The following is a 16,981-nucleotide window of genomic DNA, read 5'->3' on the forward strand; positions in this document are numbered from 1 at the left end:
ATAGCCCCCGCTGGTACGCGGGCTCATTCGCCGCGGGAGGGCGGCTCAGCGGCCTGGTCCGGCACTGTCGTAGTAGCGACGTCGGGCTGCCTTGATGACGTCGACCACGGGGCCGGACGCATGGTCGACGTTGAGGGGTGGATGCAGCGCTCGGATGATGTCGCCTTCCACGTCTCGCGGTGTGGGGTGCTCGCACCATGAGACGCACAGATTGGTACCCATCCACTCCGTGAGCCGAACCTCGTCCTCGTCGACCAGGACGACGCGGTCGGTCCAGCGCGTTCGATAGCCCTGATCATCGAGCAGGAGGCCCGCGAGGGTGCGGCGGAGCGTCGAACTGCCGCTCCGCCGGAGGTGGTTCGAGACGAGCCGGGAGCGGAGCTTGGTCGCGAGGCCGACGTAGAGAAGGCGGACATCCGGTACCGCGGGGTGGGCAGGGCCGACCAGCTTGGGCAGGATGGCCGGTGGTGCCCACCAGGCATACAGGCCCGGCGCCGAGGGTGCCTGCGTCCGGATCTCGTCGGTGCTGATCGGGTCAGCCAGCAGCGCGTCGACGACGGTGTCGAGGGCCGGGGGAGCGGATGCCATGTCGGCAGTCTGCCGGGTGGGCCGAGGAGGGTGCCGCGATCGTCAATCAATCGTCAGGGCACGCACCAACAGCGACATACGGCGAGGACCAGTAGAGCCCGTTCACGCAGGTCAGACCGTGCACGATCGCGAACATCGCAGGCAGGCTCCACCTGCGGATTCGTTCCGCTTCAACGTCTGACGGATTTTCTCGATCTGGTGGTCGGCCCAAGATGGCCTCGCCAGATGGCCACGCCCTACGTGACAGCTGACGACGTGACCTGGGCGCTAGATCTAGAACTGACGGACGTCGTTGACAGTCTGGGCTCCTGAGACGAGGAGACCCAGTGAGTGAGCGAGTGTGGAGCGAGAAGGACCTGCTCCGACGGGCGAAGCGTCGCCTGGCGGTCCTTCAGCACGCTGAGGAGATCAGCGGGAACGTCGCAGCGACCTGCCGCTACTACGGCATCAGCCGGACGGTGTTCTACCGGTGGAAGCGCCGCTACGACGACGACGGGCTCGATGGCCTCAAGGACCGCTCGAGCGCCCCGATGCACTGCCCGACCGTCACCCCCCCGACGTCGTGGGGAAGATCATTCACCTGCGGCAGCACTACCACTTCGGCCCGATGAAGATCACCATGTACTTGAAGCGGCACCACGATGTGGAAATCAGCACCTCGGGTGTGTGGCGGATCCTCAAGCGCCTGGGCATCAACCGGTTACCGCCTCGCAGCGCCACAAGCGTCGTGAGCAGCGCTGGAAGCGCTACGAGAAGCAACGCCCTGGTCATCACGTCCAGATCGATGTGAAGTTCATCGAGCCCATCACCAGCGGGCCCGAGCGGCGCATGCGCTACTACCAGTACACCGCCATCGACGACTGCACCCGGCTGCGAGTGCTGCGGATCTACCCCCGCTCGGACCAGAAGACCGCGATCCAGTTCCTCGACTACGTCATGGCCCGGCTGCCGTTCCAGATCGAGAAGGTCCAGACCGACAACGGCGCGGAGTTCCAGTCCAGCTTCCACTGGCACGTCCTCGATCACGGCATCGGCCACATTTACATCCGGCCCGCCACACCGCGTCTCAACGGCAAGGTGGAGCGATCCCATCGCATCGACGCCGAGGAGTTCTACCGGCTGCTCGACGGCGCTGTGAGCGACGACGCCGGCGTGTTCAACGACAAGCTCAAGCAGTGGGAGAACTACTACAACTTCGAACGACCCCACGGCGGTCTCAACGGAGCAACTCCCTACGAGAGACTGCTACAGAAGACCAAGGCCCAGCCTGCAACCGACCTTCGTCATCAGCACATCTAGAGGAGTTCGGCACCCTCGGCCGCCGCGAGTTCCTTGCCAGGTACGGCTTCGGCGAGGCACAGAGCTACTTCATCAGACGAGACGGCAAGGGCTACGACTCCAAGGCAATCGTCGGGGCTGCTCACTCCCGACGCCACGGCATCCCGGTTGCGAGCTTACAACTTCAGCGGCGGAGAGCGATTCTGCGCGAGCAGCCGATCGACTGGCGCACCCAGGTCGAGGCGTACTAAGTCGGCTCGTCCGGCATCCCGAGATGGTTCCTGTGCCTACGCGAGGACGGCCTTCACTCTTTACGGCGACGTCGAGTGGGCCTTCACGAACCTGCACCACTATGGAGACGGGGTGCGCCGGAACCGACCCCTGACCGTTTGATCGCTGCACGTCCACCCCCCGTTCTCGACCTTTGCTGGCCGGGGACGGGGGCCGCTTTGCGTTCAAGAGGACATGGCATGCACGAGGGGCCCGCAACGGCTGGGTCGCGGGCCCCTCGGCTTTCCCCGGCTTCCTGTCGGGGAAGCCCTCTCGTTGTCAGCCGCTGAACGCGGCCTTCCCGCCAAACGTCGGCGAGTAGATCACTGTGAATGCGCCGTCGTCGAGCGACCCGTTGAAGCACACATCGCCGGACACGGACGCACCGGGCACGATCTCGCCCGACCCCAGTTGGGAGTCGATCCCGCTGAACGTGGAGCTCGTGATGGTGCCGTTCGGGCCGAGCACAGACCAGTCGTAGGGGTTGTAGGACCCCGTTCCGTTCCCCACGTTGCGGTAGGTGACCGTGGAGCACACCAGTTCGTCCCCGAACTGCGGGTTCACGGTCACCGGGGCCGCGGCGGTGATGTCCAGTGGCCCAACGACCACCGTCTGCCCGTACGAGGCTGCTACATCGTCGGGCCCGGCCCCCGGGAACGCCGGGTTAGTTCCCCCGGCCGGCTCCTGCCCGACGCCTACTCCGCTGGGCTGCACCGTTGGAGCAGGCGCGAGCTCCTGCAGGTCACTGTTGAGCTGGCCGAACGCGTTGAACACGATCACGATCCCCCAGATACCCAGGGCCGCGACGAGCGCCCCCAGCACGGTCCCGATGATCGTCATCTTGCGGTTGTTCGCGACACCCTTACGGACCCGGCCGAGCCCGAGGAGCCCGAACAACACAGCGAGGGCGCCGAGGATCAGCGCGATGAACCCGGTGAACGGAATCAGTCCGAACACGGCGCCGACGAGCGCAAGGACCAGGGCAGTGATGCCGAAGCCGTTGCGTGGTGCGGGGGCGTAGGCGGGTTGGCCTTGCCAGGCCTGGGGGTGCGACATGGAGGGTCTCCTCGGCTGCCCCGGTCGGTAACCCGAAGGGCGGCGACAAGAAGCGGAGCGGCGTCACACGACTATCGCACTGGGCGAAGGTCTGTTAACGACCTGATCGGATGAATCAGTGACGCAGCGACAGCCCGAGCACCGATCCGACCGAGAGGTCAGGCGTCGTCCCGGGGCGCCAGCTTGGCCAGGACCACCTGCAGTCCCGCCTCGTCGCTGCGCTGAGCGCCTCGGCGTCGAGCTAGGGAGTGTCTGAGCGATCATGGAAGCCAGGTGAATAGGGCGGCCAGGTGGAGTGCTCCGAGGTAGTGTCGACGTAGGGCCAGGCCAGGCCACGCCAGTGCTTGAGCTGGCAGAAGCCCCGTTCGACGGTGTTGCGGCGGCGGTAGCGGGCTTTGTCGAACCCGACCGGGCGGCCACCTGGCTGATCCGCGCCGGACTCGGTTGGCCTGCTGGTCACGGGGTTCGGGAATCGTGTGGGCCATCCCTCGCCGGCGCAACAGTTCCCGGTTGGCCCGCGAGCTGTAGCCCTCTGCTCGTCGTCGAGCAGGAGTCCTGCCAGGGTGCGGCGCAGTGTCGAGCTTCCGGTCCGGCCGAGATGATTGGACGCGAGCCGCTTCGGAGCTTGGTCGCGATGCCGACGTAGATCAGCCGGAGATCCGGGATCGACGGATGCAGTCACCCGGACAGCGTTGGGAGCACCGAAGGAGTGGCCCACCAAGCATAGAGTCCGGAGGCTGCCGGTACGCGCGTGCGGATGTCGGCGGCGCCAATCGGGTCCGCAAGTAGTTCGGCGAGGACGGCGTCGGTACTGGGGAATGGATTGCTTACTGCCCCAGTGTGGCGCGAAGGACCGACAGGTCGGCCTGCGCGCGAGGCCCTCGGTACAGATCCGGTACAAGCGACCGCCGACATGCCGCGATACTCGTCAGCACCCAACGCCACCCGCCGGCAGGTCGAAGCGCGATCGACATTAAAAGTCTAGGTCAGACGCAGTTCACCAACTACTGTTGACGGCGGGGGGAAGCTGAGGCCATGGCTGAGCCGAATCCCACGTCGGGCGAAACGCCCACCGAGCTGATGGACAACGTGCTTGCGCGCGTCGCGAACGTAAACGCCGCTGCGGACCCGCCGGGCAACGAGTGGAACTTTGCGCTCGGCGCGCTGTTCGCACTGTGCGGGATGGGCCACCTCGACCAAGACACGATCGGCAGGTACGAGGAACGCATTCAGGCCGAGGCGAACCGTATCCACGCCGCGTCGAAGACGTAGCCCTCGCCGGGCGGCAGGTCTCCGGGATGGCCGGGGCGCGCAAGCTGGCGAGGGCAGGAGGCAGGGTGCGGCATCCTGTGCGGGAAGGAAACTCCGGCGACTGAGTGTCCAACTGCGTGACAACCGGGCCGTCCACGAGCACAACTCCATGCACACCCACGGACGCAACACGGCCGTGGCCTGCACGTTCGTCGTGGTTGGCCCACCGGCTCCATTGCTTCGGGACGAAGAGGTCGCAGGTTCAAATCCTGTCACCCCGACCACACATCGCAGGCCTTCTGAGCATCAGCGTCAGAGGGCCTTCGATCGTTCCTGGGGCCAGTAGGCCTGCCTGGCCGACGCGGTGGTGTGCGCTGCGGTCCGCGGCGCCGCCACCGGTCGCGCTCCCGTCGACACCTGACGATCGGCTGACGACGGACCGCGGGCCGGGTGGCGCCGCGGATCCCGGGTACGGCCCGCGGGGTGACCCGCTCGTCGACGAGCGCCCCGACTTCCTCAACCGTGCGACCGCGAGGAGGAGAGATGGTCGTGATCCGCCCCGGTTCCACCCGGCCGGCCGGCCGGGTCCGTCCCGGCACGCCGACCGGACCGCCCGAACCCACCGAGCGCGTCGCGCACCGTGCACGGCGGCCCGACCGTCGCGGTGCCGCCGTGCGCACCCTCGTCGCCGTCCTCGTCCTGATGGTGGCCGCGGCCGGGTGTGCATCGGCGAACGTGACCGCCACCTCGCCCGACCCGGCCGGCCTCGGCGTCGCAGGGACCGCCCCGGTGGGCGATGCGGACACCGGCCCGGTCCAGGGCGGGGGCTACCCCGACCCGGCGGGCGACCCCGCCCACCTCACCGACGTGCGGACCGCCGGCCAGGACGGGTTCGACCGCATCGTGCTCGAGTTCGCCGAGACCGTGCCCGGCTACCGCGTCACCTACACCGAGCCCCCGGTCCGCGCGGCCGGCTCCGGTGCCGTCGTGCCGATCGAGGGGCAGGCCTACCTGCAGATCACCACCACGCCGGCAAGCACCGTCGACCTGTCCGGTGCCGGACCCCGCACCACCTACACCGGTCCCGACCGCCTGCAACCGCCCCGGGGCGAGGTGGTCACCGAGGTGGTGCAGACCGGTGACTTCGAGTCGCGGCTCGCCTGGACCGCGGGCGTCACCGAGCGGCTGCCCTACGCGGTGCAGGTCTTCGGGGGCCCGCCCCGCCTGGTCGTCGACGTCCTGCACGACAGCGGCGGCGGCCAGGACGGGAACGGCCAGAACGGCGACGGGCACCTGCGACCGATCGGCGAGGCCAGTACCGACGACGTCGCCGCCGACGGCACCGCGGCGCCGGTGACGCTCACCGACGTGCGTCTGGGTGCCCACGACGGGTTCGACCGCATCGTCTTCGAGACCGCGGGTGGCGGGCGGGCCGGCTGGGAGATCGGCTACACCGACCAGCCTCGGGCACAGGGGTCGGGCGCCCCGATCGAGGTTCCCGGCGCGGCGACGCTGAGCATCACCCTGACCGACGTGGCGCTGCCGGGCGACGACGCGCCGCCCGGCACCCCGCCGTGGGACGGGCCGCAGCGCCAGCGCATCGAGGGCGCCCAGGTGCTCACCGAGCTCGTCGAGGGCACCCTCTACGAGGGCCGCTACGCGTTCTACGCCGGGCTCACCGGCATGCAGCCCTTCGCAGTCGGGCGACTCGACGACCCGCAGCGCGTCGTCGTCGACGTCCTGACCGGGCAGCCGGCTCCCGATCGGCCGGTGGCCCTCACCCAGCGCTGCGAGGGCCCGGCGACGGCGGTCTCGTACCCGCGGAGCTGGTCGACCAACCCCGGGGACGCGGTGGCGCCGTGCACGCGTTTCGCCCCGCAACCCATCGACCCCCCGGAGGGGACCGACGCCCGCGTCGCGCCCATCGCGGTGTCGGTGGAGCCGACGCCGTTCTTCCGGCTCGCCTCCCCGGACCCGGCCACCGAGCAGGACCGCGCGGTCACCGTCGTCGACGGTCGCCAGGCGGTGCGCATCGAGCGGGTGGCCACCGGTGACGGGCTCTACCCGCAGGGGACGCGGACCACGAGCTACCTGGTCGACCTCGGCGCGGGCGTCGACGACGGCCCGGGCACCCTCGTGGCGAACACCGTCGGGATCGGCGGAACCGACCACGGACGCGACGTGGCCGTGCTCGACCGGATGGTGCGCACGATGGAGATCACCGCGGGCTCCCCCGCCCAGGAGTCGGTGGTGGCCGCCTACTCCGGTGGCGGCGGCGCCTTCACCGTGACCGCGACCATGCGCGACGGGCAGGTGTGCCTGCGCATCCCGCCCGACGGTGCGGAGAACTGCGTGGCACCACCCACGGCCACCGGGGTCACGACCGTACCGCTGGCCCTGGTCGGGGACCGGCGGGTCACCGCCGGGGTCGCCGGGGAACGGGTGTTCCGGATGGAGTTCGCCCAGGCCGACGGCGACACCCTCGCGGTGCTGCCGGCACCGGTCCCCGAGTCCGCAACAGGCGGGTTCGCCGTACCGCTCGCCGCCGCCGAGACCGGCGGGCTCCGCTGGTCGGGTGCCGACGGGAGCGAGCTGGGCTCGCGGTGACCTCCCGGGTGCGGACCTGCTTCCGAGCGCCCCAACGGAGGTGGGAGCCGTCGCACACCTGGAGCAGCACCGAGATCGCCTGGCACCGCACCGTGCCGGAGTTCGCCGGGGGCATCGCCCGCCGCGACTCCCGTCACTCCTACGCCGTGCTGCGCGCCCTGACCAGCTCCAGCGGGGGGAATGGTCGCCGCCGCGACGACGAGCCTTGCGCGCGCGCCGACCTGCCCAGCACCGGGTCGGGCTACCCGGGCGGTTCCGACGTCGCCGGTAATCCGGCGGGGGACAGTTCCAGGTCGGCGCCTTCGGTGAGGCGCTGCTGCCGTTGGCGGCCGCCGCGCGGCACGACCGGCTCGACGCGACCGCCCACCGGGCTGTGACCACGGCGGTCGCGGCCGTGGCCGACCATCACGACGATCTCGGCGCCGGGCTGTGGGAGCTCGACGAGCGGCGCTGGGCGCACTCGCGGCTCACATGCGGCCGGGCTGCGTGCGGCTGCGGCCGCGGGCGCGGGGGCCGGCTCGGAGGCGTCGTCCTGGAACGCGCTGGCCGACCGGATCGTCGCAGCGACCGGCACCGAAGCGCTGCACCCCTCGGGTCGCTGGCAGCGGACACCTGGGGACGAGCGGGTCGACGCGGCGTTGCTGCTGCCCCCGGTGCGTGGTGCACTCCCCGCCGCCGACCCCCGCACCGTGGCCATCCTCGACGCGGTCCGCAGCGAGCTCAGCAAGGACGGGTACGTCTTCCGCTACCACCACGACGGCCGCCCGCTGGGCGAGGCGGAGGGCGCGTTGCTGCTGTACGGGTTCGTGATGGCCCTCGCCGAGCACCAGCAGGGCGGCGCCGTCGCGGCGAGCAGGTGGTTCGAACGCAACCGCGCGGCATCCGGTTGAGGTTCCAGCTGAACTGCGGGGTGTTGAGCCCGGGCAGCTGCACCATGCACACCTCGACGCGGCTCCCCTCGTGGGCCGGCTCGGTGATGACCGATTCGCTGAGGTCCTCGCCCGCGTGCTTGGCGCGCGATAGTCGGACTGCAGCAGGATCGAGCAGTAGGACATCTCGGACCCGACGTTGACCACGACCCCCGCGGTCGCGCGGGCAGATCCGGGCGAGCGCGGCGCCGGTGCCGTTGACCTGGCCCAGGTGGCCACCGCCGGGGCCCGATCGCCACCGCCGGGACGTGGTCGAACTCGGCGTCGACGAGACCGTCGAGTTGGGTGGATCGCGAAGCTCTCCTCCACCCCCACTCGCGCGACCGGCGCAGAACGTGAAATCCCGCTGTGCCGGACGAGCCGGCCTCCCTGGTGTGGTCCCGTCTCACGGGTCGGGACCTACCCCGGCCCGGGTGGCCGCCGCCTCCGGCGGGGCCGCGGTCGGGTCGAGGACCCGGGGCCGCGGTCGCCCCAGGGATCCGGGGGTGGGCCGGGCCGCGAGGCGTGTGTCCCTCCGGGAGCGACCTCCGGCTCCGGCCCCCGACCCCCACCATGCGGCCGCGCAAACCCCGCGGTGGTCACGATCTGGACCGGAGTTCCTGACCACTCCGTTGCCCGCCCGTGATCTGGGCGCCGGGATGCGCGGGTAGCCGAAGTGGGTCCGAACGTCCGAGAGAAGGAAGAGGCCGACATGAGAAACCTCGCCCGTCTGGCGGCCCTCGGCGCCGCAGCCGCGATGACCCTCGCCCTGAGTGGGTGTGCCGAGGACGCCGACCCGGCGGCACCCGTGGCACCCGACACGATGGCGCCCTCGACCACGATGCCGGCTACGCCGAGCGGTGACGCCATGTCAGGGGTCACCCAGACCTCCGACATCTACGGCCCGGGCTGCACCGAGGTGCCCACCGAGGGCGAGGGCTCCGCGCAGGGCATGGTCGACGACCCGGTCGGCACGGCTGCAGGCAACAACCCGCTGCTCAGCACGCTCGCCACCGCCGTCGCGGCCGCCAACCTGGGAGACACCCTCAACGACACGTCCGCCTCGTACACGGTGTTCGCGCCTGCCAACTCGGCGTTCGAGTCCCTGCCCCCCGGCACGCTCGACAGTCTCCTCGCCGACCCGAGCGGGCAGCTGACCGACATCCTCACCTACCACGTCGTCCCGCAGCGCTACGACGCACAGGGCCTGGCCGATGCCGGCACAGTGGCCACTGTGCAGGGCGAGTCCCTGACGATCACCGGCGAGCCGATGTCGCTCACGATCGACGAGCAGGAGCAGGCCACCGTGCTCTGCGGGAACATCCCGACGGCCAACGCGACCGTCTTCGTCATCGACACCGTGCTCATGCCGCCGGCCGCGTGACCCGGACGTGACCCGCGCTGCGGCTCCGGCCGCAGCCAGAGCCGCGCGGGTGGCCCTCCGCCCCGGGGCCACCCGCGCACCCCGTCAGGAGTGCCGTGTCCACACCCGATCGGCCACCGGGCCGGGCCGTCGCGGCCCTGGCCGGGGTCCTCTCCGTCGCCGCGGCGCTCGGCGCGGGACATCTCGTCGCCGGCCTGCTCTCCGAGCCGTCGGCGTCTCCCTTCCTCGCCGTCGGCAACGCCGTCGTCGACCGCACGCCGAACCCGGTCAAGTCCTTCGCGATCTCCGTGTTCGGCAGCGACGACAAGACCGCCCTGCTCACCGGGATGGCCGTCGTCATCGCACTGGTGGCGGCCGCGGCCGGGATCGCGTCCCGGCGCCGGTCGTGGCCCGGTCTGGCCGTCGTCGCGGCCCTCGGCCTGCTCGGGGGCCTCGCCGTGGTGGAGCAGACCTCCGGCGCCTGGACCCTGCTCGCCCCGATCGCGGCGCTCGTCGCCGGTCTGGCGGTGTTCGCGGGCCTGCACGCCCGGGCGCGGGCCAACCCGCGGCGGGACACCGGGCGACGGGGCCTGCTGCTCGGGTTCGGCGGAGTGGCCGTCGGGGCCGCCCTGGCGGGGGCCGGCGGCGCACTGCTCGCCGGGCGTCGCGACGTCGCGGCATCCCGGCGCGCGGTCGGCCCCCTGGTACCGGCACGGCCGGCCCCGCCGATCCCGCCGGGCGCGGCCTTCCCCGAGCTCGGCACACCGACGTTCCTCACCCCGGCGTCGGAGTTCTACCGCGTCGACGTCAACCTCACGGTGCCACAGCTGCGCGCCCAGGAAGCCGTATTGCGCATCCACGGAATGGTCGACCGGGAGATCGAGCTGCCCTTCTCCGACATCGTCGCGCGCCCGCTCGTCGAGCGGACCATCACCATGACGTGCGTGTCCAACCCCGTGGGCGGGCCCTACGTCTCCACGGCGAACTTCATCGGGGTCCCGCTGGCCGATCTCCTCGCCGAAGCGGGCGTACACCCGGACGCCCAGCAGCTCGTCGGCCGTGCCGTGGACGGCTTCACGATCGGCACCCCGCTGGACCGCGTGCTCGGGCACCCCGATGCCCTGCTGGCGATCGGGATGAACGGTGAGCCGCTGCTCCCCGAGCACGGATTTCCTATGCGCGCCGTGGTGCCCGGCCTCTACGGCTACGTGAGCGCCACCAAGTGGCTCTCCGAGCTGGAGCTCACGACGTTCGCCTTCGACCCGTACTGGGAACGGCGCGGATGGGACGGCGACCCGGCCGGGATCGTGCCCATCAAGATCTCGTCGCGCATCGATGCACCCGCCGGGTTCGCCGAGGTGCCCGCGGGTGAAGTCGTCCTGGCCGGCACCTCCTGGGCGCAGGGCGTCGGCATCGCCGGCGTCGAGGTGCGCCTCGACGACGGTGAGTGGCGGCCGGCGGAGCTCGGCGACGCGGTCGACCCCGACACCTGGCGCATGTGGTACCTGCGCGTTCCGCTCCGCCCCGGCCGCCACTCCGCCACGGTGCGGGCGATCGACCGGGCCGGCACCGTGCAGACCGGCGAGCGCGTCGACCCGATCAACGCCGGCCCGGACGGCGCCACCGGCCGCCACACCGTCATCTTCAGCGTGACGTGACGACGAGTCGTGCCGGGCCGGCCTCTCCTGGGCGTCCCGCACATGCATCCCCCATACCGGGGTACTCCCTGCCCGTGGGAACTCCGCACGACCGTCAGACTCGACGACTGCAGTCCGACCGTGGTCTGTCCCGGTGGAAGCTGATCGCCGGCGCGGTCTCGGTGACGGCGCTGATCGCGCTCTTCGCCACGTCCCTCGCACGGTCGCCGAACCCTGCGTTCACCGTGCTGGCCGGCGTGGTGACGGTGCTGCTGGTCTCGGCGATGGCGTGGGGCGTGCTGCGTTCCCGGCGGGGCCGGGAATGACCCACTCCCCCGCATCCGACGACCAGGAGGAGACCGTGTCGACACCGACCCGCGTCATCGCGTCCTACCCGACCTACGACGAGGCCCAGTACACCGTCGACGCATTGGCCGACCGCCGCTTCCCGGTGAGCGGGCTGGCCATCGTCGGCGCCAACCTGCAGTCCTACGAGCAGGTCACCGGCCGCCGCGGGTACGGGCGGGCCGGCGGCGAGAGCGCCGTCAACGGTGCGCTCGTGGGGGCGCTCGTCGGGTGGCTGCTCGGCGTGTTCAGCCTCGTGCAGCCGCTGGTCTCGGCTCTTCTGCTGGCGCTGGTCGGCGTGGTGCTCGGCGCGCTGGTCGGGCTCCTGCTGGGGTTCCTCGCCCATGCGCTGAGCGGGGGTCGGCGCGACTTCTCGTCGGTGTCGTCCGTGCGTGCGGAGCGCTACGACATCCTGGCCCTGGCCGAGATCGCCGACGAGGCGGAGGCCGCCGTCGCCGACGTCCCGGCACCGGCCGGGCGACGCAGCGCGTAGGGCGGGTCGCGCGACCATCCCGGCGCGGGGCGCGCCCGCTCCCCGCGCCGCCGCGACGGTCGGCGCAGGGAACGGGCCGACGGCCCAGGACGTCAGTGACCGTCTCCCATGAGCAGGACGGGCTTGATCGCGGTCCCGTCGTCGAACGCGTCGTGGAACGCCCGGTCGACGTCGTCCAGGGCACCGACCAGCGCACACTCCCCGCACTGGGTCAGGCTGTCGACGGCCTGACGGAACGGGCCGGGCTCCCCGGAGCACTCCAGGGTGTAGTCGACGCCCTCGCCCCCGGTCAGGTCCTTCACCGCGGCGACCGGGTCGGTCGCACCGGGGTCGATCGTGTGGGTGGCGCCGAGGTCCTCGGCCAGCGCGCGTCGCTGCGCCCGGGGCTCGACGACGATGCGCAGCGGGCACCCGACGAGCTTCGCCGCGAGCAGCGCGGAGAGCCCGACGGCCCCGGCTCCGTACACGGCGACCCGACTGCCGGCCTGGGGCCGCAGTGCGTTGAGCACCGCGCCGGCCCCGGTCTGCACGCCGCAGCCCAGTGGCCCGAGCAGCTCCAGCGGCGCCGACCCGGGCATGACGACGGTGTTGCGCTCGTGAGCCAGCGCGTGGGTGGCGAACGACGACTGGCCGAACAGCGAGCCGCGCACCTCGTCGAGACCACTCATGGTGGAGCTGCCGTCGGGGCGCGCGCCGGAGAAGTTGAGCGCCGAGAAGTTCAGGCAGTACGACGGGTTGCCGGTGCGGCACAGCCGGCACGTCCCGCAGGAGAGATTGGCCAGGACGACGTGGTCGCCTGGGGCGACGTCGCGCACGGCGTCGCCGACGGCCTCGACCACGCCGGCGCCCTCGTGGCCGCCAACGATCGGCTGAGGGACGGGATAGAGCTTGTCGCGCACGACGACATCGGTGTGGCAGACGCCGGTACCGACGATCCGCACCAGCACCTCCTCGGGCCGCGGGTCATCGAGCTGGAGATCATGGAGCGTGTACGGCACGCCGGGCTCGGTGGCCACGGCGGCGCGGACGGCGGTCGGCATGTCTGTGTCTCCTCGGGTGGTGGTCAGCGCCTGGTGAGCGCGCGGAGGCGGCGCCGGCGCCCGGCCCGCCGGATGAGGTTCTGCGCGGCGAGCAGGCCGCTCGCCCCGCCCAGGCCGGGCCCGGGGTGGGTGGAGGCCCCGATGTGCCACAGGCCGTCCACGACGGTGCGGTGGCCGTGCAGGTGCGGCACCGGCCGCCAGAGCAGGAACTGGTCGAGCGTGCACGCCCCGGCGTAGGGGTCGCCGCCGACGAGGTTGCAGTTCGCCGCCTCCAGGTCGGCCGGGGAGATCACGCGGCGGGCGACGAGCGCGGAGTCGAGGTTGGTGACGTGCTTGCCCAGCTCGGCGACGACCCGGTCGGCGTAGCGCTCACGCAGGTCCTCGGTCCAGGTGCCGTCCCCGACGTCGATCTCGCCCGCCGCGTCGCCGACCGGGCGGCCCGGGGTCTCCTGCAGCTGCAGCCACAGCGCGCCGCCGCCGTCGGGCACCCGGGTCGGGTCGAGGGCTGCGGGCTGCCCGGCGACGATCGTCGGCCGGGCCGGCAGCAGATGGCGCTGGGCCTCGTTCACCGCGCGGCTCACCCCGTCCACTTCCTGCTCGTCCACTACCCCCCGGGTGCCCGCCCAACCACGGCTCGGCCCACAGGTCGCGCGCCCGTTCCCCGATCAAGCGCCCGCGGAAGCGGTAGTCCCAGTTCCGCGAACCCTCGATCTCCTCGGGCAGCGAGGTGATGGCCGCGGCGACGACCCCGCCGGGATCAGCGCCATGGTCTGCAGGTCGCCGACGACGCCGTAGTCCTCGATGGGCGGAGACACGATGGACACGTCCTGGCGCACCCCCAGTCGGTTCCGTCGAACGCAGTCAGAGCAGGCCGTGCGCCCGCGCGTTCGCGATGACCTGGGCCCGGTTGCGGGCGTGCAGCTTCCCCATGACGTTGTGCAGGTAGGTCTTCACGGTGTTCACCGACAGCCCGAGCTGCTCGCCGATCTCGACGTTGGTGTGGCCGAACGCGACCAGCCGCAGGACGTCGTACTCGCGCGGGGTGACGGGGGCGGCCGCCGAGCCGCCGGCGTCGGCGCCGTCGTAGCGGCCCGTGCGGAACACCTCGCGCAGCGCGTCGCGCAGGACCGTGCCCGACGCGTCCTTGACGACGAGCCCGCACGCCCCCGCGGCCAGCGACGGCGCCACCGCGGCGTGCTCGGGGAACGCGGTGAACAGCAGCACGCGGCTGGCGGGCGAGACCGCGCGGAGCCGGGGCACGACGTCGACGGCCATCGCGTCGGGCAGCCGCAGGTCGAGCAGCACGACGTCGGGCTTCTCCGCGGTGCAGAGCCGGACGGCCGCGGCGGCGTCGGCGGCGCTGCCGACGACGCGGATGTCGCCGTGGCGGTCGAGCTGGGTGACCACGCCGTCGCGGACCACCGGGTGGTCGTCGACGACCACGACCCGGATTCCGCGCCCGGTCAGCACGGGAGCTCGATGCGCCAGGTCGTGCCGCCCTCCGGCGGGGAGGTCACGCGCACGCTCCCGCCGAGGCGGGCGGCCGCGTCGCCGGTGTGGGTGAGTCCGATGCCGGCGACGTGGTCGGGCGGCAGGCCCCGCCCGTCGTCGGTGACGGCCACGACGATCCGGTCGCCGCGGGGGTGGTGCCCCGCGGTGACGACGACGGCGCCGGCCCGCGCGTGCTTCTCGACGTTGAGCAGCGCCTCCCGGAACGCGGCCACCAGCACCTCGGTGCCCGCGGGCGGGAGCCGCGGCGGGTCCTCGTCGAGGACGAGGAGCTCGGCCGGGACGCCGGTGCGGTCGGTGAACGCGGTGCAGTCGGCCTGCAGGGTCACGGCCAGCGCGAGGGCCGACGGGGAGGCGCGCAGCGTCCGCAGGGAGTCGCGCAGGGCCGTGGAGGCCTCGCTCGCCTGGCGCTGCAGCCGCTCGAGGCGGGCCACGAGCTCGGGGTCGCCGCCCGCGGTCTCGGCGAGCCCCGCCACCCCGGACCCGATCGCGAACAGCAGCGCCCCGACGCTGTCGTGCAGCGCGGCGGCGACCCGGCTGCGCTCCTCGTGCACCGCGACCTCGCGGGCCAGCCGCGCCTGCTCCGCCACCGCGACGGCCAGCGCGGCCTCGTCGGCCACGGCGCGCGCCCGCTCGACCGCGCGGTCGCCGAAGGCCCCGTCGGCGCGGGCGCCCACGGCCAGCACCCCGAGCACCCGGCCCGCGCGCCGGACCGGCACCGCGAGCAGGCGGCGGACGCCCTCGGCCTCGATGTGCCCGTCGAAGGTGTGGGTGATGGCCGTGGCGCGCAGGTAGTCGTCGACCCACAGCGGGCTCGCGGTGTCGTGCACCTTGCCGGTGAGGCCGAGCCCGCGCGGCACGCGCAGGCCGCGCAGCAGGCCGGTGCGGTCGCCGTGGACCTGGGCGAGCACGAGGTACTCGCCGTGCTCGTCGTCGCCGGGCACGGGCTCGGCCACCCACGTGACCTCGCCGTCGGCCGCGAGGCGCTCCAGCGTGGCCCGGAGCGCGGTACGGCGGTCCAGCAGCGCGACCAGCTCGGCCTGCTCCCGGGCGACCGCTCCGAGCTCGTCGTCCACCCCGCCATTCAACGCCGATGCGGCGGCACCTGTCACGGGGTGAACTGCTTGATCAGCTCCCGTCGCATGATCTTCCCCGTCGACGTCGCGGGCAGCGCGTCGACGAACCGGACCAGCCTCGGGCGCTTGTAGGCCGCCAGGTGCCCCGCGGTGTGCGCGATGAGCTCCTCCTCGGTCGGGCTCGTCCCCGCGGCCGGCACGACGTAGGCGCAGGCCAGCTCCCCGCGCACCGGGTCGGGCACCGGTCCCACCGCGACCATCGCGACGGCCGGGTGCCCGGCGAGCACGCGCTCGACCTCGGCAGGGTAGACGTTGTAGCCGCCCGTGATGATCATGTCCTTGCGGCGGTCGACGACGAACACGTGCCCGGTCTCGTCCATCGTGGCGACGTCGCCGGTGTGCAGCCAGCCGTCGGGCTCGATCGCCTCGGCCGTCGCCGTCGGGTTGCCGTGGTAGCCGATCATGACGATCGGGCCGCGCACCATCAGCTCACCGGGGACGCCCGGTGCCGCGTCGCGCCGCACGTCCTCGAGGTCGGCGATGCGCACCTGCACCCCGGGCAGCGAGACGCCGATCGAGCCGGGCACCGGCGGCGCGTGCAGCGGGTGGGTGGTGCCGAGCCCGGCGATCTCGGTCATGCCCCACAGCTCGATGAGCGGGGCGCCCGACCGGCTCTCCCAGCGCTCGATGGTCGACAGGGAGATCGTCTGCCCGCCGACCGTGCACCGCGTGAGCGACGACAGGTCGGCGTCGGCGAGGCCGGGGTCGGCCAGCAGCATCGCGTACATCGCCGGCACGCCCTCGAACAGCGTCGCGCGGTGCTCGCCGATCAGCCGCAGCGCCTCGCCCGGGGAGAACCGCTCCATGAGCACGACGGTGCCGCCCGCGAGGAACGTCCCGTTGATCGCGACGTTGCCGTAGACGTGCGGCGCCGGCAGCGCGGTGACGACGACGTCGCCGGCGTGGCGGCCGTGCACCGTGGCCGTCGTGGCGCAGTTCCACAGCACCGCCCGGTGGCTCTGCACCGCACCCTTGGGGTGCCCGGTGGTGCCCGAGGTGTAGCCGATCGTCGAGGGCGCGGCGGGGTCCGTGACGACCTCCGGCACGGGATCCGTGCAGGCCAGGACCTCGTCGAAGCCGACCGCGCCCTCCGCCTCCCCGAACGCGACGACGGTGCCCAGCTCCGGGAGGTCGCGCGTCAGCTCGACGACGGTGCCGGCCTGTTCGGCGCTGGTGAACACCGCGGCCGAGCCGCAGTCGCGCAGCACGAACGCGAGCTCCTCGGGCGTCAGCATGACGTTGACGGGGTTGATGACGGCGCCCGCCTTCAGCGCCCCGTGCGCGGTGACGACCCACTCCCACCGGTTCTGCGCGTAGAGCGACACCACCTGACCGGGCCGGACCCCGCGCGCCGCGAGCCACGCCGCCACGCGGTCGCTGAGCGCGTCGAGCTCGGTGAAGCTCAGCGTGCGCGTCGCCGTCACCAGCGCCGTCTTACCGCCGAACCGCGCCGCCGCCACCCGCAGGATGTCCCCAGGACCGTCCACTCCGACCTCCGCA

Annotated in this window: 15 protein-coding genes and 2 pseudogenes; 9 read left to right on the forward strand and 8 right to left on the reverse strand. The window is 72.4% G+C overall.

Going from position 1 to position 16,981, the window contains the following annotated elements; all coding sequences use genetic code 11:
* Nucleotides 1-45 precede the first annotated feature (45 nt).
* Nucleotides 46-588: a GIY-YIG nuclease family protein gene (locus I4I82_RS13220; protein ID WP_218590128.1), complete on the reverse strand. Its 543-nt coding sequence runs from the start codon at nucleotides 586-588 to the stop codon at nucleotides 46-48.
* Between the two features lie 356 nt (nucleotides 589-944).
* Between I4I82_RS13220 and I4I82_RS13225 the strand changes: the two are divergent.
* A pseudogene (locus I4I82_RS13225) lies at nucleotides 945-1,842 on the forward strand (IS481 family transposase); the annotation flags it as partial.
* Nucleotides 1,764-2,117: a ScoMcrA-related endonuclease gene (locus I4I82_RS35190; protein ID WP_504739441.1), complete on the forward strand. Its 354-nt coding sequence runs from the start codon at nucleotides 1,764-1,766 to the stop codon at nucleotides 2,115-2,117. The pseudogene I4I82_RS13225 and the gene I4I82_RS35190, both read left to right, overlap by 79 nt.
* Before the next feature lie 298 nt (nucleotides 2,118-2,415).
* Here I4I82_RS35190 and I4I82_RS13230 read toward each other — a convergent pair whose 3' ends face one another.
* Together I4I82_RS13230 and I4I82_RS13235 are read right to left on the reverse strand one after the other, a co-directional pair.
* Nucleotides 2,416-3,192, reverse strand: coding sequence for a DUF4352 domain-containing protein (locus I4I82_RS13230; RefSeq protein ID WP_218590129.1), 777 nt, complete (start codon nucleotides 3,190-3,192; stop codon nucleotides 2,416-2,418).
* Between the two features lie 316 nt (nucleotides 3,193-3,508).
* Nucleotides 3,509-3,725 (reverse strand): annotated as a pseudogene (locus I4I82_RS13235) (IS5/IS1182 family transposase); the annotation flags it as partial.
* Nucleotides 3,726-4,227: 502 nt separating this feature from the next.
* Between I4I82_RS13235 and I4I82_RS13240 the strand changes: the two are divergent.
* The 7 genes from I4I82_RS13240 to I4I82_RS13270 all read left to right on the forward strand — a co-directional run bounded on the left by I4I82_RS13240 (nucleotide 4,228) and on the right by I4I82_RS13270 (nucleotide 11,796).
* Nucleotides 4,228-4,464: a hypothetical protein gene (locus I4I82_RS13240; protein ID WP_218590131.1), complete on the forward strand. Its 237-nt coding sequence runs from the start codon at nucleotides 4,228-4,230 to the stop codon at nucleotides 4,462-4,464.
* Nucleotides 4,465-5,115: 651 nt separating this feature from the next.
* Nucleotides 5,116-7,050, forward strand: coding sequence for an AMIN-like domain-containing (lipo)protein (locus I4I82_RS13245; RefSeq protein WP_218590132.1), 1,935 nt, complete (start codon nucleotides 5,116-5,118; stop codon nucleotides 7,048-7,050).
* Between the two features lie 653 nt (nucleotides 7,051-7,703).
* Entirely contained in the window at nucleotides 7,704-7,940 is a 237-nt protein-coding gene (locus I4I82_RS13250; RefSeq protein ID WP_218590133.1) for a glycoside hydrolase family 15 protein, read from the forward strand.
* Between the two features lie 886 nt (nucleotides 7,941-8,826).
* On the forward strand, nucleotides 8,827-9,342 hold the full coding sequence (locus tag I4I82_RS13255; RefSeq protein ID WP_225920591.1) for a fasciclin domain-containing protein: 516 nt from the start codon (nucleotides 8,827-8,829) through the stop codon (nucleotides 9,340-9,342).
* A 95-nt stretch (nucleotides 9,343-9,437) separates the two neighbouring features.
* Complete coding sequence (locus I4I82_RS13260; protein WP_218590135.1) at nucleotides 9,438-10,979, forward strand: molybdopterin-dependent oxidoreductase; 1,542 nt, start codon at nucleotides 9,438-9,440, stop codon at nucleotides 10,977-10,979.
* 74 nt (nucleotides 10,980-11,053) lie between these two features.
* Nucleotides 11,054-11,284, forward strand: coding sequence for a hypothetical protein (locus I4I82_RS13265; protein WP_218590136.1), 231 nt, complete (start codon nucleotides 11,054-11,056; stop codon nucleotides 11,282-11,284).
* Nucleotides 11,285-11,319: 35 nt separating this feature from the next.
* Nucleotides 11,320-11,796, forward strand: a complete 477-nt coding sequence (locus tag I4I82_RS13270) for a general stress protein (protein WP_225920592.1) — start codon at nucleotides 11,320-11,322, stop codon at nucleotides 11,794-11,796.
* A gap of 92 nt (nucleotides 11,797-11,888) precedes the next feature.
* On the opposite strand, the gene I4I82_RS13275 is transcribed toward I4I82_RS13270, so the two are convergent.
* The 5 genes from I4I82_RS13275 to I4I82_RS13295 all read right to left on the reverse strand — a co-directional run bounded on the left by I4I82_RS13275 (nucleotide 11,889) and on the right by I4I82_RS13295 (nucleotide 16,968).
* Nucleotides 11,889-12,836 carry an NAD(P)-dependent alcohol dehydrogenase gene (locus tag I4I82_RS13275; protein WP_218590138.1) on the reverse strand — a complete coding sequence of 316 codons (948 nt, stop codon included), beginning with the start codon at nucleotides 12,834-12,836 and terminating at the stop codon, nucleotides 11,889-11,891.
* Nucleotides 12,837-12,859: 23 nt separating this feature from the next.
* Nucleotides 12,860-13,417 carry a phytoene desaturase family protein gene (locus tag I4I82_RS13280; protein WP_218595765.1) on the reverse strand — a complete coding sequence of 186 codons (558 nt, stop codon included), beginning with the start codon at nucleotides 13,415-13,417 and terminating at the stop codon, nucleotides 12,860-12,862.
* 280 nt (nucleotides 13,418-13,697) lie between these two features.
* Nucleotides 13,698-14,306 (reverse strand): response regulator, encoded by a 609-nt coding sequence (locus I4I82_RS13285; RefSeq protein WP_226370029.1) that lies wholly within the window; start codon nucleotides 14,304-14,306, stop codon nucleotides 13,698-13,700.
* Nucleotides 14,300-15,421, reverse strand: a complete 1,122-nt coding sequence (locus tag I4I82_RS13290; RefSeq protein WP_218590140.1) for a GAF domain-containing sensor histidine kinase — start codon at nucleotides 15,419-15,421, stop codon at nucleotides 14,300-14,302. Before I4I82_RS13290 ends, I4I82_RS13285 begins: the two co-directional genes overlap by 7 nt.
* Nucleotides 15,422-15,453: 32 nt before the next feature.
* Entirely contained in the window at nucleotides 15,454-16,968 is a 1,515-nt protein-coding gene (locus tag I4I82_RS13295; RefSeq protein ID WP_218590141.1) for a class I adenylate-forming enzyme family protein, read from the reverse strand.
* Between the last annotated feature and the right edge of the window lie 13 nt (nucleotides 16,969-16,981).

The sequence above is a fragment of the Pseudonocardia oceani genome (assembly GCF_019263585.2).
In the GTDB taxonomy this organism is placed as follows: Bacteria; Actinomycetota; Actinomycetes; order Mycobacteriales; family Pseudonocardiaceae; genus Pseudonocardia; species Pseudonocardia oceani.